Source organism: Gardnerella sp. c10Ua_31 (genome assembly GCF_055700915.1).
Map to the genome: position 1 here is coordinate 169,113 of NZ_JANUYG010000001.1, position 24,921 is coordinate 194,033.

Annotated in this window: 17 protein-coding genes; 3 read left to right on the top strand and 14 right to left on the bottom strand. The window is 41.0% G+C overall.

The genetic code is table 11. The features are described 5' to 3' along the window. Window positions 1-79 precede the first annotated feature (79 nt). Both NYP55_RS00720 and NYP55_RS00725 read right to left on the bottom strand, forming a co-directional pair. Window positions 80-1,453 (bottom strand): PTS ascorbate transporter subunit IIC, encoded by a 1,374-nt coding sequence (locus tag NYP55_RS00720; protein ID WP_032819166.1) that lies wholly within the window; start codon window positions 1,451-1,453, stop codon window positions 80-82. A gap of 357 nt (window positions 1,454-1,810) precedes the next feature. After that, window positions 1,811-3,004 (bottom strand): SLC13 family permease, encoded by a 1,194-nt coding sequence (locus NYP55_RS00725; protein ID WP_004130691.1) that lies wholly within the window; start codon window positions 3,002-3,004, stop codon window positions 1,811-1,813. A 263-nt stretch (window positions 3,005-3,267) separates the two neighbouring features. On the opposite strand from NYP55_RS00725, the gene NYP55_RS00730 reads away from it, so the two are divergent. Beyond that, a complete protein-coding gene (locus NYP55_RS00730; RefSeq protein ID WP_115761861.1) occupies window positions 3,268-4,983 on the top strand; it encodes an acetolactate synthase large subunit in 1,716 nt (571 codons plus the stop codon). Window positions 4,984-5,130: 147 nt separating this feature from the next. Here NYP55_RS00730 and NYP55_RS00735 read toward each other — a convergent pair whose 3' ends face one another. The 11 genes from NYP55_RS00735 to NYP55_RS00785 all read right to left on the bottom strand — a co-directional run bounded on the left by NYP55_RS00735 (window position 5,131) and on the right by NYP55_RS00785 (window position 20,993). Further along, window positions 5,131-6,096, bottom strand: a complete 966-nt coding sequence (locus tag NYP55_RS00735; protein ID WP_115793897.1) for a nucleoside hydrolase — start codon at window positions 6,094-6,096, stop codon at window positions 5,131-5,133. A 17-nt stretch (window positions 6,097-6,113) separates the two neighbouring features. Beyond that, complete coding sequence (locus tag NYP55_RS00740; RefSeq protein WP_165845262.1) at window positions 6,114-9,260, bottom strand: alpha-mannosidase; 3,147 nt, start codon at window positions 9,258-9,260, stop codon at window positions 6,114-6,116. Window positions 9,261-9,350: 90 nt separating this feature from the next. Next, entirely contained in the window at window positions 9,351-11,453 is a 2,103-nt protein-coding gene (dnaG, locus tag NYP55_RS00745) for a DNA primase (protein WP_101896595.1), read from the bottom strand. 56 nt (window positions 11,454-11,509) lie between these two features. Beyond that, the gene (locus tag NYP55_RS00750; RefSeq protein ID WP_020759001.1) at window positions 11,510-12,793 is read right to left on the bottom strand and encodes a deoxyguanosinetriphosphate triphosphohydrolase; all 1,284 of its coding nucleotides are present in this window, start codon (window positions 12,791-12,793) and stop codon (window positions 11,510-11,512) included. Between the two features lie 82 nt (window positions 12,794-12,875). After that, complete coding sequence (alr, locus tag NYP55_RS00755; protein ID WP_472781421.1) at window positions 12,876-14,231, bottom strand: alanine racemase; 1,356 nt, start codon at window positions 14,229-14,231, stop codon at window positions 12,876-12,878. 144 nt (window positions 14,232-14,375) lie between these two features. After that, entirely contained in the window at window positions 14,376-14,921 is a 546-nt protein-coding gene (locus NYP55_RS00760; RefSeq protein WP_472781422.1) for an N-acetyltransferase, read from the bottom strand. 60 nt (window positions 14,922-14,981) lie between these two features. Then, window positions 14,982-15,482, bottom strand: coding sequence for an S-ribosylhomocysteine lyase (locus tag NYP55_RS00765; RefSeq protein WP_004126097.1), 501 nt, complete (start codon window positions 15,480-15,482; stop codon window positions 14,982-14,984). A gap of 187 nt (window positions 15,483-15,669) precedes the next feature. Beyond that, window positions 15,670-17,358, bottom strand: a complete 1,689-nt coding sequence (locus tag NYP55_RS00770; RefSeq protein ID WP_427898421.1) for an ABC transporter ATP-binding protein — start codon at window positions 17,356-17,358, stop codon at window positions 15,670-15,672. Next, window positions 17,348-18,193, bottom strand: coding sequence for an ABC transporter permease (locus NYP55_RS00775; protein ID WP_472781423.1), 846 nt, complete (start codon window positions 18,191-18,193; stop codon window positions 17,348-17,350). The genes NYP55_RS00770 and NYP55_RS00775 overlap by 11 nt, the downstream gene beginning before the upstream one ends. 52 nt (window positions 18,194-18,245) lie before the next feature. After that, window positions 18,246-19,214, bottom strand: a complete 969-nt coding sequence (locus tag NYP55_RS00780) for an ABC transporter permease (protein ID WP_472781424.1) — start codon at window positions 19,212-19,214, stop codon at window positions 18,246-18,248. 96 nt (window positions 19,215-19,310) lie between these two features. After that, entirely contained in the window at window positions 19,311-20,993 is a 1,683-nt protein-coding gene (locus NYP55_RS00785) for an ABC transporter substrate-binding protein (RefSeq protein WP_472781425.1), read from the bottom strand. A gap of 458 nt (window positions 20,994-21,451) precedes the next feature. Here NYP55_RS00785 and pdxS point away from each other — a divergent pair, with 458 nt between their 5' ends. Together pdxS and pdxT are read left to right on the top strand one after the other, a co-directional pair. Then, window positions 21,452-22,387, top strand: coding sequence for a pyridoxal 5'-phosphate synthase lyase subunit PdxS (gene pdxS, locus NYP55_RS00790; protein WP_415695865.1), 936 nt, complete (start codon window positions 21,452-21,454; stop codon window positions 22,385-22,387). 22 nt (window positions 22,388-22,409) lie between these two features. After that, entirely contained in the window at window positions 22,410-23,009 is a 600-nt protein-coding gene (gene pdxT / locus NYP55_RS00795) for a pyridoxal 5'-phosphate synthase glutaminase subunit PdxT (RefSeq protein WP_472781515.1), read from the top strand. A gap of 104 nt (window positions 23,010-23,113) precedes the next feature. On the opposite strand, the gene NYP55_RS00800 is transcribed toward pdxT, so the two are convergent. Then, on the bottom strand, window positions 23,114-24,877 hold the full coding sequence (locus tag NYP55_RS00800) for a glycoside hydrolase family 13 protein (protein WP_472781426.1): 1,764 nt from the start codon (window positions 24,875-24,877) through the stop codon (window positions 23,114-23,116). Between the last annotated feature and the right edge of the window lie 44 nt (window positions 24,878-24,921).

A 24,921-nucleotide genomic window follows, 5' to 3' on the forward strand; every position in this document is an offset into this window, starting at 1 on the left:
TGAATATATATTAACTTAATTGTATCAGTCTATTAGGTCAATCTATAATTCGACGAGCTATAAGCTGAATTGTTTGTTGCTAGCGATTTAACTTTTTCTCTTCTAAACGAGTCAATATTATTGACGACGCATAGAAAAGAACGTAGAAAATAGCGATTGCAACAATAATCAAAATTCTTCCGCCCGCAACGTTGGAATAGCCAAGTATTACGCCTGCTACACCGTAATCGGCGTCGGAATAGGTTGAATTTGCAGAGCCAATATTGCCCAAAACAGGCAAAAGAAGCAAAGGCAAGAATGTAATAACAAGGCCATTAACAAAACCGCCTATAATGCATCCTCTTCTACCAGCCTGACCATTGCTAAACACGCCAGTAACACCGCCAGCCATAAAGTGCGCAACAATTCCTGGAATAACAACAGTTGTTCCAGCCAAAGCCATAATAACCATTCCAACAATTCCTCCAGCAAAGCTTGCAAGGAATCCAATAAGAACGGCGTTTGGAGCAAAGCCAAATGTCATAGGAGCATCCAATGCTGGCTTAGCGTTTTTAACCAATTTTTCGGATATTCCCTTAAATGCTGGAACAATCTCATCTAAAACAACTTGAACGCCTGCAAGAATAACAAATACGCCTGCAGAGAACATTGCTGCTTTAAGAATAACGAACACAATAAAGTTCTGACCGCCCGAAAGCTTTGACTCAATAAATTCTGGACCTGCAAAAAGAGCAACCACAATGTAAATAATTGCCATTGAAAGCGCAATTAAAACGGTTGTGTCTTTTAAGAATCCAAGAGCAGATGGGAACTTAATATCTTCGGTAGACTTAGACGGATGCTTTTTAGAGCGCGTGAGCTTTGCAACTAAAGTTCCAATAAGAACACCACTGCTAGCTGGGTGGCCAAGTGCTACGTCATCTTCGCCAGAAGCTTTACGCATAAACGACTGCACCAACGCTGGTGAAATCGTAATAAATAAGCCCTGTGCAAGAGAGCCGAAAATAATAACGGCTAAAGTGTTAAAACCTGCAACATTGAAGATTACTGCAATCATACTAGCCATGTAGAAAGCAACATGACCAGTTAGATAAATGAATTTGAAGCGAGATGTTAGAGAAAGAATAATGTTTACAATCATTCCAAAGAAGAAGATGAGAGCAGATTCCGAACCGTACTTTAAAAGAACGGTTCCAATAATTGCCTCATTGTTTGGAACTACACCTTGAACGTGGAAAGCATATTGGAACATACTTCCAAACGGATCAAGCGCTTGAGTTACAACGCCAGAGCCTGCAGCCAAAACCAAAAATCCAACCATTGTACGAATCGAACCTTGTACAATGTTAGAAATACTTTTGCCTTGAACTGCAAGTCCAATCAAAGAAATCATTGCAACTATTACAGCTGGTTGCCGGAAAACATCGAGCAGTATAGAAAGAATACCGTTCACAGTTCTCTCCTTATTTTGTATGTTAATATTTTTAGACACATTTTGGCATGAAAACGCAAATTACAAGAGAGATAGTGTAATTAGCTAAATCAAACCAGAATATGCCCGAATTTATTTAATTCAAAAGTCATAATAATGGATAAGCCAAGACATAAATTTGTTATAACGTTATATCCATTTATGGCAATTTTTAGGCATATCACAAATAAAATGAAAATTATTATGCATAATCGTGATTTAACAGAAAATAATATAACAAAATCGTATATAATCTGAAAATTAATAGTCTTTAATTCGTCAATAACTTAAAAATATGTGAAAATAATCACAATAATTCTTAAAAAGACACGCCAGAAACTACTCAATAATCCAAGCTAAGCCAATCAAAACAGCCAAGAAAAGAAGATTCACAATTGTGTACATAAGCAAATAGCGACCCTTATTATGAGGGTACTTATGCGTAATGCTCTTGTACGAAATCAAAGACGCCATAGACGCAATAAGCGTTCCCATACCGCCAAGATTAGTGCCAATAATAAGCATCTTCCACTGGTCGCAGAAGCCAGAAAGCAAAATAGTTGTTGGAACGTTACTAATCATTTGACTAGAAACAACCGAAACTTCCATAGGGTGAGAACCAACCCACATTTGCGCAATCTCGGTAAATCCAGGAACTCTGCGCATATTCCCAATAAAAATGAAGAACATTATAAACGTAAGAGGCAAAGCCCAATCCAAAGCGCGGAACACATGCGAATCACAAATAATAAAGGCAATAACAACTGCCAAAACCATAATCCAGTCTGGAATCCAGCCAGCTACTCCACACAAACACAAAATAAACAAAAGGCTGTAAACAACAACTCGCCATTGAGTAAAGCCAACACCATAGCCCATAACGCGAATCTCGTCTGGCTTAGGCGATTTAGAATGCGGAGCTAAAACGCCTTGCTCAATGTCGTCTCCATGCAAGCCTTCAAATTGATCGACTTTTCTAGAACTAAAGAACACAAACGCAAACGCAATCATAAGAATCGCAGCAGTAAGCGTGTACGGAGCCATAATGGAAAGAAAATCGCTCGTAGACATTCCAGTAAGCGCTTTAAGATACAAATTATGCGCGTTGCCAATAGGAGTTAGCATACTTCCAACGTTTGCGCCAATCGTCATTAAAGTCACAATAAGAATTGCGTGCTTCTCGGCATTTGCCATCATCAAAACAGAAATCGCAAAAGGCACAAAAGTCACAAGAGCAACATCGTTTGTAATAAGCATTGCCGAGAAAAACGTTAAAGACATAAGAACCAGAACTAATCCGCGCTCAGTTCTAACTCTTCTAAGAAGATTCGCGCCAATACTTCTAAAAACGCCTATTCGCTGGAATCCGCAAACAACCATCATTAAGCAAACAAGCTGAGAAATAGTGTTTACGTGAATGTAGCTAAAATATTGCGCATCGGGTGGAACAAAAAAGCAAGAAATAACAGCTAAAACGGCGGCTACAATAAGGATGGTCTCACATTTGACCAAATTCAGAAGCCAACGCCTCATCATTCCTCCGCAACTAAAATACACAACTTATAAAATTGTATAAGAAACCCAATCCAAAGAGGCAAAAATTCCCGACAAAATCGTTGAAATAACAAGGCAAAGGGTGCTAAAAGTGCTTTAGTTTTGCCACAAAGCGAATATACAAAAATCCGCCCATTTTTGTGACACGCGCAAAATGCACATGTCTTAGAGTCTTATATTATAAATGGAAAAGAAGTCGTAAGGCTAACAAGCATATTAAGCACAAAGCGAGAAACGCAATTATGACAAATCAAGAATCGCAAGCTCAAAAAACAGCAAGCCATAAAAGAAACACAGCAGACTTAATCGTAGAATGCCTTGTAAACGAAGGCGTTGAGGTTGTTTTTGGAATTCCAGGAGAAGAAAATATTCCACTTTTAGAGGCAATTGAGCGAAACGGAAATATACGCTTTGTGCTTACTCGCCACGAGCAAGGCGCAGGCTTTATGGCCGCAACTTATGCGCATATTACTGGAAAGCCAGGCGTATGCTTGGCAACGCTGGGGCCTGGAGCACTAAATCTTACACTTCCTGTAGCTCAAGCGAATGCAAGCACAACTCCACTTGTTGCAATATGCGCTCAAGGAAACGTATCTAGACTTTACAAGGAATCTCACCAAATCATTGATTTAGTAGCACTATTCCAACCAATCACTCAATGGTCTTCTATGATGCTTGCTCCAAGCACAGCTCCAGAAATGGTTCGCAAAGCTTTCTCAATCGCTCAAAGAAAGCGACCAGGAGCAACATGCCTTGTTATTCCAGAAGACATTAGCGAAATGAGCGTTCCAGAAGACGCAAAGCCACTTCCGCTTCCAAAGCCGTTACATATTCTTCCAGCTCCAGACACAATTTACGAAGCTGCTAAAATAATTAGCCAAGCAAAAAGGCCGATTATTCTTGCAGGAAACGGCGTTGCAAGAAGCCATGCTCAAGATCAGCTTCTCGCTTTTGCAGAACAGCTTAATGTTCCAGTTGCAACAACGTTTGAAGGCAAAGGCGTGTTCCCAGACAACCACCCGAATGCTCTTGGCGTAGTTGGATTTATGCATAGAGATTATGAGAATTTTGCTTTCGACACAGCAGATTTGATTATTGCTGTAGGATTCTCAATTCAGCAATTTGACCCTAAGAAAATTAATCCAAATATTGACAAGACGATTATTCACATAAACACATTCGTTGAAGACACAGACGCTCACTACCCTACTGCACTAAACATTATGGCAGATATTGCCCAAACGCTTAAAGCGCTTACAAGTGTGCTTAAAGATAGAAACGTTACTTTTGACGTAACTCACCCAAAGATTCGTCAAATGATTACAGACGAGTTGCATTCGTTTGAAAACGATAACAGCATTCCTATGAAGCCTCAGCGCGTTGTTTACGATACTCGTCGCGCTGTTGCCGAAGGAACTAAGGTTCTTGTAGATACGGGTGCGCTAAAAATGTGGATGGCAAGGCTTTACCCAACAATGCATCCAAATACGTGCATTATAGACAACAGTCTTTCTACAATGGCTTGGACTTTGCCTGGAGCTGTTGGAGCATCGTTTATTAAAGACAATAGCGGAAAAATCAACACAAAGCCTGTTCTTGCTGTTATGGGCGACGGCAGCTTTATGATGAACGTTCAAGAGATTGAAACCGCCGTTCGCGTAGGCTCTAGAATGGTGATTTTGGTTTGGGAAGACAACGCATACGGTTTGATTAAGTGGAAGATGGACTTGCACGCAGGAGAACACGAATACGTTGATTTTACTAATCCAAATGTTCCAAAATTAGCAGAAAGCTTTGGCGCAAGAGGCCATGTTGTACAAAAGCCAGAAGATTTATACAACATGCTTAAAGAGGCTTTGGCTCAAGAAAGCGGTGTTGACGTTATAGCTTGCCCAGTGGATTATAGCGAAAACATGAAGCTTATTGAAAAGCTTGGAGACATTGACTTCGGCAACTAAAGTATATTTATACTGAAAATATACGCATTAATTCATACGCATTAAATATAAATACGACCGAGTTTGTTTGTGAATATCCATAAACAAACTCGGTCGTATTTAAATATTATTTCAATATAGAAAGCATGTTGGTAAAAACAAATTTTGCTAATCTACAACATGCAAAGTACGATAAATGTAATTTTTATATTTTTCGGGATTAAGCCTACTACATATTTCAACATTCGGAGTTTTACCAGAGAAGAAATTAGCATCAACAAGAACTGAGCCATAACTTGGTCCAGGAGTTGCATCAACTTGGCAATAATATTTTGTGCACTCGCTTATACATTCAGGATATAACGCAGCGGCAACGGCAGATGGATCAGCCATATCTAGATAAGCATCACCAAAACGGCTAACATTCATTTCCATTAATTCCCTATTACAATCAATAACAAACTTACCGAGTTCTCCACTTTTGCGAATATTAGCAATTTCTTGTGGATTCAGCATACATTCTCCCAAGCATGCGTCCCATCCAACAAACATAATATTTTTAAGACCAGAATCAACTAATATCTTTGCAGCTTCTGCATCTTGCCAAATATTGAATTCTGCTACAGGAGAAACATTTCCACGGCCTAAACCAGCAGATCCCATAACGACTATGCGACCAACTTTCTTCATCGCTTCATAATCAACCTTAATAGCTAGAGCAATGTTAGTTAATGGCCCTAATGCAATAATGTCTATTTCACCATCTTCACTGTTTCTCAAAGTTTCAATCATTTTCAAAACAGCATTACCATTACTTTCTTTCAAACGATGAGGCACTAGACCAATATCACCCATTCCATCTCTACCATGAGTTTCATGAGCATAAGCCAAATCGCGTAAGAGCATGCTTCTGCTTCCTTTATATACAGGTGGCTCATATGAACCAGCATGCTCGATAGTAGTAAGCGTATTAATAGTCGCTTGTTCCATGCACACGTTTCCTGATACAGTGCAAAACATTAATATCTCATATCTAGGATCATTTAAAGCCATGGCAATTGCCATAGCATCATCCGAACCACAATCTGTATCTATTATTATTTTCTTTTTAGAATAAATTCCTTTATTTTTCATAAACTCTCAACATCCTATCAATTAATAGAAACTGTAGTTTCAGATGTAACGTGAATACGCAATGAGCATAGCTGAAAAGGACGTAATTCTATATTTAACTCATCGTTATTCTTGTGCAAAGCTATAGGCATACCGTGCAACACTGGCATTTCCATAAGATCCACTTCTTCAATCGAAGCCGCACGCAAGATTTTATTGAGTTTTATTTGCCCATTTGCGTATCCACCAGATGGCTCGTGAATACGTAAGATTATATCTCCAGAACAATCATCGGCCAGCTTAACCCAATCTAATGCAATTAGACCTGAGTTTCTGCGAATCGTAAACAGCGGATCGACTTCTGGTAGCATATCAATGATTGGCGAATTCAAAAGATTAGCTGTGCTTAGAACTGAATCCATATTTGCATCAGCAATAAATGACCAAGTAAATTCGTGCTTACCTTGATCGGTATTCGAATCTGGGTAAAGAGGCGCAGAAAGCAAAGATAATCTGAGCATAGTTCCATAAGATGAAGAATAATCGCCAATAGGAGAAGCATCAGCGCCATAAGTAGACGAATTCGCAACAGCAACAGCATAAGAGGAATCTTCTATGCGAACAAACCTATGCGTGCATGACTCGAATTTTGCATCATCACTACGAGTATTTTTTACTATTGGACGTTCAACTAAACCATATTGACACTCATATTGCGCATTATTTGAACATATAGATGTTGGCATATCTACTTTTAGAAATTGCTCTTTAGCATTCCAATCAACTTGAGCATGGAAATCAAGTCGTTTAACGCATGGCTCTAAAATTATATTTGTTTGAATCTTAACATCTTTTTTACATGCCAAGACTTCAACAGACACACCGCCCGATAAAAGTTCTTTAACACAAACAATTGAAGAATCATCAATCTTACGATTACGCATAAATGCGTCTCGCTCAATATCCCACGCATCCCACTGAGATGGCTCATCTTTTAGTATCTCGTATTGCGCCATGCGATAACCGGATGGAATTAGCTCACGATTAAATTTAATATCTTTAACGGAAGATACTGTGCCATCGCGTTCAATAATCACGCTTAAAACACTATTATTAAGAATTATTCCACCATCATTTTTGTGTTTTACAGTTGTTTTATTATTTTTACTGCTTTCATTGCATTGATATAAATTCCAAGCAACATCATTTTTACCTGTATAAGTCAATAACTTTACATTTTTACGCATATTAATCGCGCTGCTAGTGCTGCTAGCTTTTACAATCGCATTAGCAAGATCTGAAATAATTTTACGTAAACAAGAAATATCTCTAGCATATTCTTCTCTAGCTTGCCTATGAACCCATGCAATAGCAGAGCCTGGAAGAATATCGTGGAACTGGTTCAATAATAAAGTCTTCCAAATTCTAGTAAGCTCATCATTATTAAAACGGTATTCTGGAGCATAAACTCGAGCTAAAACAACAAGATATTCAGCAACGCGCAACAATGATTCCTCCATGCGACAATAGCGCTTCATATCTTGCTGAGAAGTAAGAGTTTTTCTATGCAACTCTAGATAAAGCTCACCCTTAAACACTGGTGTATCACCATTTGAATCGTCAACAATATCTTTTCGTATTTTTTCAAACAACTCATCAGGAGTGCCGAAATCAACTCTAGGAACACCCTCTAAATTACGATCACGCCTAATACGAGCAGTCATCTCGCGAGTAGGGCCGCCACCGCCGTCGCCAAAACCGTATAGCAATATTGCGTTATCAGATAAATCTTTATCCAAAAAATTGCGCTGAGAATAAACTAACTCATGCATGCTAACAGATGAAGCATAAGTATTAGATGGAGGGAAATGAGCCAAAATCCTAGAACCATCTATTCCCTCCCAAAGGAAAGAATGATGCGGGAATTTAGTGGTATCATTCCAAGAGAGCTTTTGAGTTAAGAACCAATCAAAACCAGCGAGACGAGCGAGTTGAGGCAATGCACCTGTATAGCCAAAACTGTCTGGCAGCCAAATACCATGCGGATCGGTGCCAAGATGCTCCTTAAAATAGCGCTTACCAAAAGTCATTTGGCGAATTAAAGATTCACCACATGGCATCATTACATCAGACTCAACCCACATACCTCCAACAGGTATAAAACGCCCTTCTTTAATCCTATTTTTCATACGCTCAAACAAATCAGGATGCTCGTTTTCTAGCCACTCGTATTGTTGAGCAGAACTCATAGCATAAGTAAAATCAGGGTCCTCATCCATAAGAGCCAAAACATTAGATACTGTGCGCGCAACCTTTCTATGCGTCTCTCGCACAGGCCATTGCCAAGCAGAATCAATATGAGCATGCCCAACAGCAATATGCTTTATAGAACTTGCTGCAGCAGGCTGACTTAATACATCATGCAACTCTTTACGAGCATTTTGAACAGTAGAAGAATCATGCTCATCATACGCGTTTAAGGAGTTCTGTAAAGCTTTAGCTAGTTTCCAATAACGCGGATTATCATCGCTTAACTCGCGCATCAAAGAACTTACAGTCTCAAGATCCATGTAATAATCAAAAATATTGCGATTAAAAACAGTAACGTCAATATACTTCAACATATATTGGCATTCAGTTTTTCCAGTAGCACGCTCTCCTAAATCAGTAGGAGAAAACGGAGTAGCTCCTTCAACAAACGGATTGTCTGCAGCTTCCAAATATAAAGTAAAATTACCATTTTCATCAATACTAATCGAACGATTGTTATGTTCATCAATCAATGGAACCCAATGATTACAAGGGTTTACAGCTTTTATAACTCTTCCGTCAACGTTATACACTAATCCTTCGGCTTGAAAACCAGGAAAAAGATTGCTAATCCAACCTAAATCAACATTTAGCTCAACTTTGCGCCCTTTTACCTTTGAAAAATCAATCGACCCTGTAATTTCAAACCACGTTGTGCCCCAAGTTGTTCCCCAAACGCCTGGAACATTAAATGAGTGAAACACAATATCGTTTCTTTTTAACTTAGAGAAGAATTCGCTAGAAGAAATAGGTTCTCCAGCAATCTCATAGGCTCGAATTTTACAGTGCAATAGAACAGTATTTATATACGGGTATAAGCGTTGTTGCATAACTCTTGTACAGCGATTTAATTGCTGCTCAGGTAATAAAAACATTGTTCCTACACTTCTTTCTTACACAACTACGCATTTATACATAAATAACGTATCTCTGTATATAAAGACAAAACAAGTAATTGATAAATCTTATAGAATTTGTGATTGAAGATCTTTTCGAGCAGATTCTAATCTAGTAATCTGACCTAAAAGATTAAGCTTTTCACTCCCATCTTCTAACTTACTCATTCTAAGCTTAATAGCTCCGATTTTTCGCATAAAACCAACGTCTAAAAGCTTAATAAGCAACTCGTTTGCATACTTTTGTTCTTCTTCGCTAGGAACACGCAAAAGACTGGATGGCCCGCCTTTAGTGCCTTCGCCACTATAATCGTAAGCAGCCGACGAGTTAATGGAAGAAGCTCCACTTAAGCCTTTGCTTAGAGACAATGGCAAAGGCATTACAGAAAGCTCGTTAATAACGCCTTCTAACATAGGGCCTGCAGCCTTAGTAATAGTGTGCAACCAAAGACCTTGGCTAATATTTGTGCTAGGCAAGCCTCCAGAAGCCACAAAAGCCTGGAAAAGTGTTCTAAAAACTGGCGTAATAAAATTATTCAAAGTAAGATGCGCAAAAAGTTGGCCGCTAAACGCTAGAGGAGATTGCATAAGAACAGCCATAAACTGCTGTTCGCACATAAACACGGAATCGTCAACCTTGTAATAGCTTTGATTCTTGTACGCACTTCTAAGCATGGATGTTTTTACAGCAGCTTCATTCATGCTTTGAGAACGCTGATCAAACACGCGAGAATCCGCATAAACGCTAGAAGCATAGCCTTTAGAATAAGCGTCATCGTCTACAACGTGCAATCGCCTTCTAGCAGACTCCACTTCCCTACGCATAACGTCTAAATCAACACCAATATTTCTAACAGCTTTTCTAGTGTATAAGTCCAGCAAAGACCTGTCTCGAATTTGCGCAACAAGAGGAGCAACCGCCTTAACAGCACCCATCTGACCTGTTGCAAAAGACGTATCAAAACGGCGAATAACAGTGTCAATTACAAAATCGTAAAGAGGATTAGCGCGCGCAATCAAAGAGCGAACAGCCTCGTCTCCCCTTTGAATACGCAAATCGCAAGGGTCTAAGTTATTATCTGCAACAGCAACAAAAGTCTGTGTTAAAAACGCTGAATCTAAGCCAAAAGCGTGCAAAGCAGCTTTCTGGCCTGCCGCATCTCCATCAAAAGTAAAAACAATACGCGAGCTAACTTTTTGACCTTCTACTTTTACAGGCCCCACAAGTTGAATCGCTCCCAAAGAATCGTCGGCAATAAGTCGGCGAATAATCTTCGCATGCTCCGCGCCAAAAGCCGTTCCGCAAGTTGCAACAGCAGTATCTACACCAGCTAAATGGCAAGCCATAACATCCGTGTAGCCTTCCACAATCACAACCTGGCGCTTTTTAACAATATTCGACTTAGCAATGTCAATTCCGTAAAGAACTTGCGTTTTTCTATACAATACAGTGTCTGGAGTGTTAATGTACTTTGCACTAATAGAATCATCATCATAAAGCCTTCTAGCGCCAAAGCCCAAAGTGCGGCCTGTAGAATCGCGAATAGGCCACGTTAATCGGCCGCGAAAGTAATCGTAAATTCCGCGCTGACCTTGGCGAGCTAAGCCTGCGTCTAATAATTCTTGACGAGTAAAACCTTTATTAGACAAATAGCGAACAAGATTATCCCACCCGTTTGGCGCATATCCGCAACCAAAACGCTCGCATTGTGCTTGAGTAAAATTGCGCCCTGCAAGCAAACTACGAGCTGCAGACGCTTCTTTAGAGTTGATTTGAGACGCAAAAAACCGTTGAGCTTCCTCGTTTGCTTCTATAAGACGAGCGCGCTTGGAGCCAGCATGCGAATTATCTTTAGCATCCTGCGATTTGTCATAATGAACTTCAATGTGGTAGCGGTCTGCCAACAGCTCTACTGCCTCGCGAAAATCAATGTTTTCTTTTTGCTCAACATACTTAAAAACATCTCCGCCAGCACCGCAACCAAAGCAATGCCAGACACCCAAGCTTGGACGAACGCTAAAACTAGGCGTTTTTTCATCGTGAAACGGGCAAAGCCCCACAAAAGTACCCGTTCCAGAAGGCTTAAGCGTAACAGTCGCAGACACAATATCATACAAATCTGCAGCAGCGCGCACACGCTCAACGTCTTCTTTTACAATCATTCCAGCCATAGTCTCTAGCTTATCGCAAGCCGAAGGCTACAGACACTCTATGAAAAACTCGTAGTTTAGCACAAAGCGGCATGAAGAGCTGTAGCAGATCCATCTGTAAGACTTGCAACTTGATCAATCGCAACTCTTAAACGCTCGTCTTCGCTAGAGCAAGCATTCCAATCGCTTATAAACACAGATTCCATAGCATCGTGTGCTCGCGGAGACTTGCTCATAAACACCTCCACCAAATCCGTTAGAATCTTTTGCTCACGCCTATAAAACTCGCGCTCTCTAGGTTGGATTATAAAATGCACAGCCAAGCTTTTAAGAACGATTATCTCGTAAGATGTTTCTGGCGGAATCACAACGTTTGCGCGGTAGCGAATTAAAGCGCCGTTGCCGTATTTTTCTCGAGTTGCTCGCTCAACAGAGCTTGCAAACCTGCCGATTAAAGCACTAGTAATATTCTTTAGATGAGCTAGCGACCTTCTAGAGCCGTCATAAGAATCAGGGAACATGTTAAGAGAACGCAAACGCTTAAAAGCCGCCAAAAGACTATCCGCATCCCACTGGCTGCCGTACCAATTATGAGCTTCTTGAACAACTTGATCCGCAACGCTTGAATCCCAAACAAGCTCCGTATTAAAAGCGCCAGTCACAATCGCGTCTTCAATATCGTGAACACTGTACGCAATATCGTCGGAAAGATCCATAATTTGGCACTCTATAGGCTTCGATTCGCGCGGAGAGCCAGACTTTAGCCAATCAAAAACTTCCCTATCGTCTGGGTAAACGCAGAATTTTAGATCGCGCTCGCCTTTATCGTGCGCTTTTGCTTCATCAAAACCCCAAGGATATTTAACAGCAGCATCCAAGCTTGCACGCGTAAGATTTACGCCTGCGCTAGCGCCATTTTCTCTAAAAACTTTAGGCTCTAAGCGCGTTAAAAGTCTAAGAGTTTGAGCATTTCCTTCAAAGCCACCAATATTGCTTGCGATTTGAGCAAGCGCGCGCTCGCCATTGTGACCAAAAGGAGGATGACCTAAGTCGTGAGCTAAGCAAGCGCAATCTACAACATCTGGATCTGCTCCAAGCATTGCAGCAATCTGGCGACCAATTTGCGCAACTTCCAAAGTGTGAGTTAAACGCGTGCGAGCAAAATCGTCGGAGCCTGCTACAAGCACTTGACTTTTAGCGCCGAGTCTTCTAAGCGCTGAAGAGTGGATTATTCTAGCTCTGTCTCGCTCAAATGGTGTGCGAGCGCGCGTGTGGTGAGGCTCGCTAGCCCAGCGCTCAGTATCGTGCAAGCTGTATTCTCCAACAACTTCGTTATCGGAAGCAATCACATCGTTACACATTAAAAACCTCCTCCACTAATCGCAAGTAGCCAATCATAAATTAGCCAATAGCAATTCAGATAATCGCAAAATCGCAAGATTGCTATATTAAGCTTTTTTCATCCAACATTTTTATGTCTTTTTCAGGCAAAACTTCGTAAGCATTCTTATACAATCGCGGAACTCTAGAGCCAATCCCAGTCATAATCTCGTAGCTTATTGTTCCTGCAGCCGCCGCCCAATCGTCTGCCGTTGGCTCCGCATATTCAAGGCCTCTGCCTGGGCCAAAAAGCCTGACCGTATCTCCTTCTTTAATTCCAAGCCCTTTAGCGCTGCCTTTTAAGTCAACAATAAATTGATCCATGCAAACGCGCCCAGAAACATGCAAAATCCTAGCGCCGTTCTTAGTTTCCACGCGCACAGGTCCTCCAGGCTTATTAACATGACGAGATCCTTGCATATCGAATCCGCTAGATGCGCGCAAAATACCATCTGCATATCCAAGTGGAACTATTGCTGTGCTTGTATTGTCTGGCGTTAAATACGTGCGGCCGTACGAAATACCATGACCTGCTTCTACAGATTTAACTGTTCCTAATTGCGCTTGTAAAGTCATAGCTGGACGCAAGTCGTAAGTTTGAGGCGCTCCCATAACAGGGTCTGGCTCGTATCCATATAATCCAATTCCTGGTCGAACAAGCTCAAATCGTATCTCTGGCCTGTTAAGAGTTGCAGCTGTATTAGCTAAATGTCGGATTTTAGGCTCCAACCCAGCTTCGCGCATTCTTCGAGTAAAATCGTGGAATTGCTCAATTTGCCTATCTGTAGATGCAACAAACTCTGGAACGTCTGGGCAATCAGCAACAGCCAAGTGACTCCATTGCCCAATAACTTCGATTAATCCCTGGCTAGAATATTCGCTAAGTTTTTCTAAAGCATCACTAAAACCAGCAGGCGTAAAACCGTTTCTGCCAAATCCCGTATCTACCTTAACGTGCACGCGTGCAGCAGCACCAAGCGATTTAGCAGCTAGCGCAACAGCGTCAATAGAATCAAGTGAGCCAACAGAAATATCAATATCTGCTTTTATTAAATCCGCAAAAAGAGACGTTGGAGCGCTAGTAAGCCACGTAAGAATACGGCATCTGCTTGAGTCAATTCCACATTTACGAAGACGTAAAGCCTCATAAGGCTGAGCCGTGCCAAGCCAAGTTGCTCCTCCTGCTAAAGCTGCGAGCGCACTAGGAATAAGCCCGTGACCATAAGCGTCTGCTTTAACAACTCCCATAACTGCTGGCGACTTTTGACCAGGCTTCAAATCTTTAGAAACGCGCTCAACAAGAGTTCGCATATTATCTCTTAGCGCTTTTAGATCAACAATTACCTGCCCAGGGTATGTACTTAAGGCGCGAGCATAGTTTTCTTGCAAAATCGCTTGGATACTCGAATTTTTACACATATCTCACGCCTTTACTTTTAGTTTTAGTTTTAGTTTTACTTTTAGCTTTACTTTTAGCTTTATATTTATTTTTACTTTTATATTTATTTTTATCTACTATATATGCAAGTATTTTTTGACTTACATTTCAATACTGCAATACTTCTAATACCGTATTACATGATTATGCGAGCGCAACCATTGATACGCGATTCTAGTTGCACTATGCGCTCGATCTGGAATTACAACAAGACCACACTTGCTAAAGCCTTCTCGCAAAATAACTTTTTGCATAATCAAGTTGTCGGGATGAGTATCGATTCTAACATTAGAGTAATTGCGCTTAGCCCATCTTAAACACTCGCTTGCCATTTTTGGCTTAACTCCCGAAGATGCAAGCCTATGGATTGTAACGTATGGCAAAACGTCATCTAGCCACGCTCCATCAATCTTTGCGTAGACTTCATCAAGTCCCTCGCACAGTGCAAATTGCGCCAAAATGCGCTCTTCACCAAAGTCTGGGTCCGTGTCTACAAGAAGATTAAAACGGTTCAAACGAATATCTTCTATAACACTAGATGTTAGAGGAAAGCAATCTCCCCATTGATGAGGATTGCCATTATTTACCATAAACACTCTTGCTCTCTCATAAATATTTTCAATATCTTTTAGATCGCTAAGAGTTGCTTTCTTCAATCTTATTTCACACATACACCCCCCTATGCTTAGAATATGGCGATTTTACAGTCTTACACAATTAAACGCAACAAATCACACAATCTTACGCTCAAAAGGATCGGAGCTAATGCCCTTGTCTAAAATATCTTTGCACCATTGACGCGCTCCAAATAAGCTATGATCGCGGTAGTTTCCGCAAGACTCAATAGTTGTAGCTGGAACATCATCCCAAGTAGCTTTATACGCAATAAATTCAAGCGATTCCTTTAACGCGCGCGCAACATCTTCTGTGCTATGAGTGCCCCAAGTTAAAAGGTGGAATCCTGTACGGCAACCAAATGGAGAGCAATCAATGTAGCCTTCAATGCGCTGGCGCAAAAGAACAGCAATCGTGTGCTCGATAGTGTGCAAAGCGCCCGTAGGAATAGCTTCTTGATTAGGCTGAGTTAAGCGAATATCGTAGTTAGAAATAACATCTCCATTCGGGCCTTTTTGAGTGTCAATGTAGCGAACATATGGAGCTTTAACTTTAGTGTGGTCAAGCTCAAAGCTTTCTGGACGAGGAGTCGGCTGATTGTTTTGATTTTCGCTCATCTTATTCCATCCTAACTTATATTCATGCGCAAAATGTATGCGCAAAATCCATGCGTAAATAACGATTACTAAATAATATTAGACGCTATTCTTGCCAAACACACATAAACGCGAATCTAAAAAATATTTTTTATTAAACTTGCAACACTTATTTGCTTGCAAACTTGCAATACTTACAAATACAGACTTACAAAGTAGCAGCATCAATAAGTTCGCGAGTGTAGCTATGTTTTGGATTAGTCAAAATTTGACTTACACGCCCAGATTCAACAACAACGCCATCTTTTAGAACAACAACGCTAGACGCCAAATGCTGAATCATACCAAGATCGTGGCTAACAAATACGCACGCCATATTAGGGCGATTTGCGCGAATCACATTAAAAGCATCTAAGATTCTTGTGCGCTCAGCAACATCGATTGCGCTCATTGGCTCATCTGCAACCAAAACTCTAGGATTATTGATTAGCGCTCTAGCAATCGCAACGCATTGAGCCTGTCCGCCAGAAAGCTCGCACGGATATCTTCCAGCAAAAACTTTAGGATCTAATCCAACTAAATTCAAAACATCATCCACTTTAGAGTCAATAGCATGTGAATCAACATCATGTGAATCAACATCACGTGAATCAACAGTATTTGAATCAAAACTCATGTTTTTACGCCATATTTCAAGCGGCTCAGCAACGCTTTTTCTAACTGTCCAACGCGGGTCTAAAGCTGCAAAAGGATGCTGAAATACAAGCGAACATTGTCTTCTCATATTTACGTAAGCAGAATCTTTCAAATTTAACTTTTTAGCGTTTTCAACAGTTTCGACAACTTTGCCGCAATACTCTATTCTTCCTTCGCTTATTTCTTGCAATCCAAGTAAAGAGCGAATCAAAGTTGTTTTACCACTTCCAGATCCGCCAATTAAAGCTAAAGATTCGCCAACTTTAAGATTAAAGTCAACGCCTTTTAATGCTTCAACGCGGTTTTTTGAGCTTCCTAAAACAACGTGAATGTTTTTAGCGTTAAAAATGCAATCATCTTTAGAAGAATCATTCCTATTTGAATCGCTTTTATTATCAAAACTTAAATCATTGTCATAAAAACTCGAAGAATTTTTACTAAGACTTAAAGCGCGCGCTGCAAAAACAAGTTGCTTAGTAGAGTGAACCTTAGGATTTTCTAGCAATTCATCAACACGCGCACTATCGACTAATCGCCCAGAATCCAAAACATAACAACGAGTAGCAGCGCTAGAAAGAACCGAAAAATCGTGAGTAACAAAAAGCATTGAAGCGCCCATATTATCAACTAAAGAAGTGAGCATATTCACAACATCTTTTTGCGTAACAGAATCAAGAGCAGTAGTCGGCTCGTCTGCAAGAATCAACTTAGGGCAAGTTATAAGCGCTGTAGCAATCCCAACTCGTTGCATTTGCCCACCCGAAAGCTCAAAAGTGCGCTTATTCAAAATATTCGCGCCTAAACCAACTTTTTCAAGCATAACTTTAACACGATTTTGAATATCGTCTTCGTCTAAATTGTAGTGGAGCCTAAGAGGTAAGGCGATTTGCTCGCTAACACTCATAATAGGGTTAAGAGCACGATCCGCTTGCTGAAAAACAACGCCAACATACTTACCGCGAATGTTTGCAAGCGCAGAATCGTTAGCGCCAACAGTTTGGGCATTGCCAACATGGCAAGAGCCAGTGATTTTGCAATTAGACGGAACTAAGCCAATCGCAGCTCTTAAAAGCATTGATTTACCAGAGCCAGAAGATCCAACTAGCCCAACGCGCTCGCCATCTTTAACGTTAAGTGAAACATCACTTAAAATGCGCGAAGATCCAATGCTAAGCGATAATCCTTTTATATCAAGACTCATTCTTAGACTCCCTATTCGCTGGATTTGTAGCACTTCTTAAAACATCGCCAAAAAGATTAAGAGACAAAACTGTTAATGTAACAACAAGTCCAGGCCATAGAGCCGCAAGCGGATAAACGTGAATCAAAGTAACCGAAGTAGAAAGAACGCGACCCCAGCTCGGCACTCCCGAAGGAACACCAACACCTAAATAAGTCAATCCGCTTTCCGCTAAAATAACAGTTCCTGCAGAAAGCGAAAGCTGAACGGAAGCGATAGGCAAAATATTAGGAAAAACATGCTTTAGCAAAACATAACTTCTGTTAGCACCATTAGAAACAGCGCAATCAACATAATTAGACTTAAGAACAAGAACAGCACTTGGTCGCAAGATACGAGCAAGATTTAAGCCATATCCAAATCCGCATGCAAGCATGATTACAAGAACGGATGCTCCAAGAGGTACAGCAAGCATAAGCGCAATCAAAACTGTTGGAATAGAAATTAAAGCGTCTACTGCCATAATGCTTACGGAACGAATTTTTTGAACGCGGCAAATCGTAAAGCTTAAAATCACAAACCCAACAACGCTTGCAATCGCAACTGTTGAAATAACAAGCAAAATCTCTACTCTAGAACCAGCCATAAGCCAGCTAAGCATATCTGCACCCGTTCCATCTGTGCCAAGCCAATGCTTTAGAGAAGGCTTTTGCCATACCTCGTACCCGTTTGTTTCTAGAAGAGAGTAGGGCGTCCACACAAAAGAAAGCGCAGCTACAAAAATCCACAAGCACAAAATAATGCAAACGAATTTTCCAATAACTCCGCGCCAAATGCGTCTTAAAAACTTAATCATTGCTTGAATTGCCCCCCACTTAAATCACTGCTCGAATTACCGCTCACACGAATCACTCCCCACTCGAATCTTGGCTAAGTCTTGAATCCAGCAAACGATGCAACACGTCAATCGCAAATCCAACAAGCAAGAACAATGCAGAAAGCATAAAAAGATTTCCTTGAACAGATATAAGATCTCGCAAGCCAACATCGCGCACAAGACCCATGCCCATTCCAGGAAGCGAAAACAGATTTTCAATAACCATTACACCCATAATCATATGTGCAAAAGTCAATCCGATTACAGACACAAGCTGCGGCAACGCTAATCGCAAGCCAACTCGCCAAATCATTTGCTTTTTAGTCATTCCACAAGCCATAGCTTGCAAAGCAATGTCGCTATTAGAAATATGCTCTAATGATGCTGAAGTGTAACGCATAAAACCAGATCCAACAATAACGCCAACTGTTAGAGCTGGAAGAATCAAAGACAAAAATGCGCTACCAAAATCGCGCCAACCGTCTGTTGGAAAACCTTGAGTAGGAAAAATCCCAACCAAACCAATGCCATTGCCAAAAATCATGATTAAAATCATTCCGCCCCAAAGAGCAGGAACAGATCCGCCTGCAATCGCACAAAACCTTAAAAAGCCTTGCAAAGACTTGCCAGAATGCAAAACTTGCAAGCATCCAAGAGGAATACCAATTGCGAGCGCAATTAAAAGTCCAAGAAAAATGAGCGGAAAAGTTATGCTAGCACGCATAGCAATAGTGGATGCAACGGAGCGACCTGTAAGCATTGAAACACCAAAATCGCCTCTAAAAACGCCAAAAATCCACTCTAAATATTGAACAAAAAGGGGCTTGTTTAATCCTAAATCGCGTCTTAATTGCTCAACTTTTCCATCTGGCGCGTTTAAGCCAGCCATAACTTGAGCAACGTCTCCAGGTAAAACCCTAAGAGCAAGAAATACGATTGCAGAAATAAATAGCAGCGCTACAAAAAACAACGCGATGCGTCGAAGAATCATGCGCTTCATACAAACCCCTTACTTAATCTAATGTTCCCGAGAATTTCCGCTTTTTGTACGTGATTTTGCGGTTTTGAGCAACAAAATCGGGAAATTTAGAACAAATCACTTAAGTCGCAAGTTGTATAGCGGCAAAAGAACCTGATTAATGTCAAAAGGCATGCCATCAAGATTCTTTACCTTAGCTGTAACAACCTTATAGTTAAGCAACCAATCTGCAGGAGCATCTTGGCTAACGATTCGCGCAGCTTTTGCAAGAAGCTTATTAGACTCCTTAGTATTCGCGCAAAGCATTGCCTTAGCATACAAATCCTGAACTTGCTTATTGTTGTAACCGTAGTAATACTTAGGATCTGCCCACTGGCCAAAATCATGGCTTTCATTGTGATCTACCATAGACAAATCGTAGTTTTTATTGTTATAAACGTCGTGAAGCCAAGTAGTAAATTCAACAACGTTTACCTTAAGATCAATGCCAATTTGCTTTAATTGAGATCTTAGCTGCTCACCAAGTTGCGTTCCATAAATATTCGGGTAAGTAAGCGAAAGATGCAAAGGATTCGACTCACTAAAACCAGCTTCCTTCATTAACGACTTAGCACGCTTAACATTATGCGCGTAAATCTTAGTTAAATCCTCATATCCTGGGTCCAAAGAAGGAATCGGCCCGCCAAGCAAAGCATCCGTACCTCCGCGCGAAGCAATAATTTGCTTATGGTCAATCGCATAGCGAATCGCTTGACGCACGCGCTTATCTTTAGTTCGCTCACCATTCATATTCATAGCAAGCACAAATTTATCGGTAGTGTTTCCAGCTTTAACAACATAGTGCTTTGAATCCGCCTTAAAAGTCTTAGCAAGCTGACCAGAAATAGGCGCCAAAGCTTGAACAGACCCCGAAGAAAGCGCATTTACAGCAGCAACATCGTCTACAAAATAGCGAACAACAACTTTTTGAGTTTTTGCCTTATTAATGCCCTTATAGCGCGGATTTGCTTTTAACACAACTCGGTCGTTTGGCACAAACTTTTCTACCAAATATGGACCAGATCCAACAGCTTGAGTTTTAGCGTCATAATTCGCAAGCTTATCGAAAACTAAGCCAGCTCTAGAGCACAACGCCCACAAAAGCTTTGCATTTGGCTCTTTAAGCTTAATTTCAAACGTGTAATCATCTTTAGCTTTAGCAGATTCAACTTTTCCAACCATGTTTGATCCGCGATACTTCTTAGCAACAAGCTCGTTAAAAGACCACTCAGCATCTTTTGCAGTAAGCTTATTCCCATTAGAAAAAACAACGCCTTTACGCATGTGGAAAGTGTATTTTAAGCCATCTTTGCTTATTTTCCAACTTTCTGCAAGGGATGGAACAACCTGATTTTTAGCATTTCTAGCTACAAGACCTTCATACACGTTTCCAATTAACAATTGCTCCAATGATGAGCCAGATTGATTGCGAATATCGAGATTTGTAGGAGCAAGTTTTAATCCGATTGACACAGTTTTATTTGAAACTTGCGCAGAAGATGTTTGACTTGCAGGATTTTTTTGCGGACCTGTAAGCGTTGCAACAATCGCGCTAACTACTGCGATTACTACGATTGCTACAGAAACAAGCCAGAATTTTCCCAAACCACGCTTATTGGTTTTATACGCACTTTTAGACGCAGCGTTAAGCGAAGCATCTGTACTAAAGCCAGCTTGCGATTCTTGCGCGTTTTCTTGCCCATAGAATTTATTGGTCGCATCTTTAGAGTATGCGCCATCTTTGGGTTCTTTGCTATCCATTCAACAAACCTTTCTGGATTGAATTAGATACATTTATTTAATTGTTGTTTATGTTGTTATTTAATTGTTTAAGCTCGTCGCTTTATCTAATTGCAACACTTGCAACACAAAGTCAACGGCGTATACAATCGTAGCTTGCTAGCAAGTCAATCAAAACTAGGGCGAGTCTAAAAACTTGGTTATAAATCATTAATAAGTAATTGATATTTATACGTTTTTACAAAAATTTGACATCATTGTGTAAAAAATTCAACGCGATTCTATAAAAATTCAACGCAATTTTAATCACATATCCTATGAATGTGGTTAAATGCCATCAGACGTAAACTTGCAAACGTGCGCAAAAAACAATACGATAGCTTGCATATTTGCAAAAATGTATAACAGACGCATAAAGATGTTACACACAGCATGCATGCAAAATGCGCCAATAAAACGCCAATAAAAAGCGAGGAATAATGGCAGAAAACTTGAATACTACAGTAACAGTAAACGAATCCTCAGATCCGCAAAATAACGGTGGCCAAGACCGCACTGCTCTAAATCGCCAGCTTGCACAAATGCTTAAGGGCGGAGTGATTATGGACGTTACCACTCCAGAGCAGGCGCGAATTGCTGAAGATTCTGGAGCTTGCGCTGTAATGGCGTTGGAACGCATTCCTGCCGATATTCGCGCAGCTGGCGGCGTATCTAGAATGAGCGACCCAGCTATGATTCACGGAATCCAAGAAGCTGTGTCTATTCCTGTAATGGCAAAATGCCGAATCGGTCACTTTGTAGAAGCGCAAGTGCTTGAGGCTATTGAGATTGACTACATTGACGAAAGCGAAGTTCTTAGCCCAGCAGACGACGTGTACCACATTAACAAGCGCGATTTCGCAGTTCCATTTGTTTGCGGCGCTAAGGATTTGGGCGAAGCTTTGCGCAGGATTAACGAAGGCGCTTCCATGATTCGCACTAAGGGCGAGCCTGGAACTGGAGACGTGATTCAGGCAGTACGCCACATGCGCATGATGAATTCCGCAATCCGCAAGCTTACAAGCATGCGCGAGGATGAGCTTTTTGAAGAAGCTAAGACATTGCGCGTGCCTTTCGATCTTGTAAAGTACGTTGCGCAAAACGGCAAGCTTCCTGTTGTAAACTTTGCAGCTGGCGGCGTTGCCACCCCTGCAGACGCTGCTTTAATGATGCAACTTGGCGCAGAAGGCGTGTTCGTTGGCTCTGGCATCTTTAAGTCTGGAGACCCAGCAAAGCGCGCTGCTGCAATCGTTAAAGCTGTGACTAATTACAAAGACGCTAAGATGATTGCTAAACTTTCCGAGAATTTGGGCGAAGCTATGGTTGGCATTAACGAGCAAGAAATCAAGCTTTTAATGGCTAATCGCGGCGAGTAATTAAAACGAGTAATTGAGGCGAATTATTTTGGCAAACTCACCTATCAATACAAATAATTGCGCGCACACTGTAGCTGTTTTAGCTGTTCAAGGAGCTTTTCTTGAGCATCGTTTAATGCTAGAAAAGCTTGGCGCGCGCGTTATTGAGCTTCGTCAAGCGCGAGATTTGGAGCAATCTTTTGACCGCCTTGTTTTGCCTGGCGGCGAAAGCACTGTGCAAACTAAACTTCTTAAAGAGCAAAATATGCTTGAGCCTTTGCGCGAGAGGATTGCAAGCGGAATGCCTGTTCTTGGCACTTGCGCAGGATTGATTTTACTTGCAAAAAACGTGGAAGGAAACGAAGTTAGCGGATTTGGCACGCTAGACGTTACTGTTAAGCGCAACGCTTACGGCCGCCAGCTTGGAAGCTTCCATTGCGAATCTGAGTTTGGAAATCTTGGATCTGTTCCAATGACATTTATTCGCGCGCCTTATATTGCGCAAGTCGGCTCAAATGCCGAGACTCTTGCAACAGTAAATGGCAACGTTGTAGCTGCTCGCCAAGGAAATCAAATCGGAACAGCTTTCCACCCAGAGCTTGACGAAGATACTAGAATACACCAGCTTTTCTTAGATTTGTAGTTTGATTTGCAAATATCTTAAGCTTGTAAATAAAAGTGGCACTTAAATCACTTGATTAAGTGCCACATTTATTATTAAAACTCAATTAAATCGCCATTAAATCGCTATTTTACCTCAAAAATCGCGTATCCAAAAGCTCCAAGAGAGTGATTTTGAGCATCATAATTGTAGCTAATAATCGGCTTACAATCTGGCAAGCCACTAAACGAATCGTTAGACTCATTAAACGCATTTAAAGCCACAACAACGCGCTTAGAATCAGTTGACCGCGCAAACACAAACTTTCCGCGCTCATCATAGTCAAGAACTCTAAAATTGCCATGAATAAAGCAATCGTTACTTTTACGCAAGTTTATAAGTTCGCGGAACAAGTCACGATTATCCTTTACAGGATTTGCCCAAGGCATAGCGGCGCGGTAATCACACTCTTCAAAACCAACTATTCCAAGCTCGTCCCCATAGAACACGCTTGGAGTTCCAACAGATGTAAGCAGGCAAAGCTCAGCCAAGCGGAATCGCTCATCTTGCGCAGAAGAATCGCCAGAATCCGCGGAATTTTGCGCGCACAAGCTCCTAAAGCGACTAACGTCATGACTATCAAGCAAATTCAACTGACCTTGAACAATCGGGAATGGGTACCTTAAAAGCATATCCACAAATCGACTATTAAACTCGCGCGCATTAATCTTGCCAAAAGCAAAGAAATCGCGGCAAACTTTGCGGAACTCGTAGTTCATAGTGGAGTCAAACATATCTCCTTGCAGCCAACGCTCAGAATTCTCCCAAATCTCCGCAATTAGCACACTATCTTTTTTAGTCTTTTTAGCAACAGAGCGGAAGGCACGCCAAAAGTCTTTATCAACCTCATTAGCAACGTCTAAACGCCAACCGTCAACATCAAAATCTTCAAGCCAATAGCGGCAAACATCCATAAAATAGTCGCGAACTTTTGGATTAGAAGTATTAAGCTTTGGCATTTTACGCTCATACGCAAAACACGTATAGCTTGGACGCCCGCCATCTTCGGGGCGCTTAACAGGGAACTTTAATCCATAGAACCAATCCTTGTATCGCGAATTTTCGCCATTTTTAACAACATCGTCAAACGCAAAGAAATACCAACTAGAATGATTAAAAACGCCATCAATAATTATGTGCATGCCGCGATTATGAACCTCGCTAACAAGCTCCCTAAAATCGTCGTCCGTTCCCAAATTAGGGCAAACATGGTAATAGTCAAGAAGATCGTAACGATGGTATTCTGCAGCTGTAAAAATTGGATTCAAATACAGGCAATTAAAGCCCAAATCCTCAATATAATCAAGATTTTCGATTATGCCTCTAATTGTTCCGCCCAAACGAGTGTGCAAAGTTTGACCAGTTTTCTCATCAAAATAATCTTTTGCTGTGCAACTTATGCCACGCTTAGAATCTGCAAAACTATCTGGGAAAATGTTGTAAACAACAGCCTCTTTAAGCCAACGCGGAACGTCGCTAATCTCTTCGCGGCGAATAAATGGGAACTGGTAGACTTCTGTACGATCTTCTGGAAAATCAGTCGCAATAGTATCGGCGTACAAATACAAGCGCTCATCCGCATCTTGCATCTCAAAGTAATAACAAACTCTATCTAAATCGCTGCTTATATTCGCTTCATAGTAGTCAAAGTAATCGTCGCTTGCAATCTTTTCCATTTTCAGCGTGCGGAACTGATCTAACGGAGTTAAATCAACGCGATTTCCGTAGTGCAAAACGCATGAACAAAGATTATTCTTTGCTGCACGCAAGCGAATTGTTAAGCAATATTCTGCCGTAGAATACGCGTATTGTGAAAGTGGCCTATGCAATATTGCTTGACGATTTATCATTTACATTTCCTTTCTAGCCTCGCTGCCATTGTTTTCGACTTTAT

Excerpts from the sequence above, each read along its gene's own strand:
- NYP55_RS00775 (WP_472781423.1), bottom strand. The coding sequence starts at position 18,193 with ATGATTAAGTTTTTAAGACGCATTTGGCGCGGAGTTATTGGAAAATTC.
- dnaG (WP_101896595.1), bottom strand. The coding sequence starts at position 11,453 with ATGGCTGGAATGATTGTAAAAGAAGACGTTGAGCGTGTGCGCGCTGCT.
- NYP55_RS00735 (WP_115793897.1), bottom strand. The coding sequence starts at position 6,096 with ATGAAAAATAAAGGAATTTATTCTAAAAAGAAAATAATAATAGATACA.
- alr (WP_472781421.1), bottom strand. The coding sequence starts at position 14,231 with ATGTGTAAAAATTCGAGTATCCAAGCGATTTTGCAAGAAAACTATGCT.
- NYP55_RS00750 (WP_020759001.1), bottom strand. The coding sequence starts at position 12,793 with ATGTGTAACGATGTGATTGCTTCCGATAACGAAGTTGTTGGAGAATAC.
- NYP55_RS00765 (WP_004126097.1), bottom strand. The coding sequence starts at position 15,482 with ATGAGCGAAAATCAAAACAATCAGCCGACTCCTCGTCCAGAAAGCTTT.
- pdxS (WP_415695865.1), top strand. The coding sequence starts at position 21,452 with ATGGCAGAAAACTTGAATACTACAGTAACAGTAAACGAATCCTCAGAT.
- NYP55_RS00730 (WP_115761861.1), top strand. The coding sequence starts at position 3,268 with ATGACAAATCAAGAATCGCAAGCTCAAAAAACAGCAAGCCATAAAAGA.
- NYP55_RS00760 (WP_472781422.1), bottom strand. The coding sequence starts at position 14,921 with ATGTGTGAAATAAGATTGAAGAAAGCAACTCTTAGCGATCTAAAAGAT.
- NYP55_RS00770 (WP_427898421.1), bottom strand. The coding sequence starts at position 17,358 with ATGAGTCTTGATATAAAAGGATTATCGCTTAGCATTGGATCTTCGCGC.
- NYP55_RS00725 (WP_004130691.1), bottom strand. The coding sequence starts at position 3,004 with ATGAGGCGTTGGCTTCTGAATTTGGTCAAATGTGAGACCATCCTTATT.
- NYP55_RS00785 (WP_472781425.1), bottom strand. The coding sequence starts at position 20,993 with ATGGATAGCAAAGAACCCAAAGATGGCGCATACTCTAAAGATGCGACC.
- NYP55_RS00740 (WP_165845262.1), bottom strand. The coding sequence starts at position 9,260 with ATGTTTTTATTACCTGAGCAGCAATTAAATCGCTGTACAAGAGTTATG.
- NYP55_RS00800 (WP_472781426.1), bottom strand. The coding sequence starts at position 24,877 with ATGATAAATCGTCAAGCAATATTGCATAGGCCACTTTCACAATACGCG.
- NYP55_RS00780 (WP_472781424.1), bottom strand. The coding sequence starts at position 19,214 with ATGAAGCGCATGATTCTTCGACGCATCGCGTTGTTTTTTGTAGCGCTG.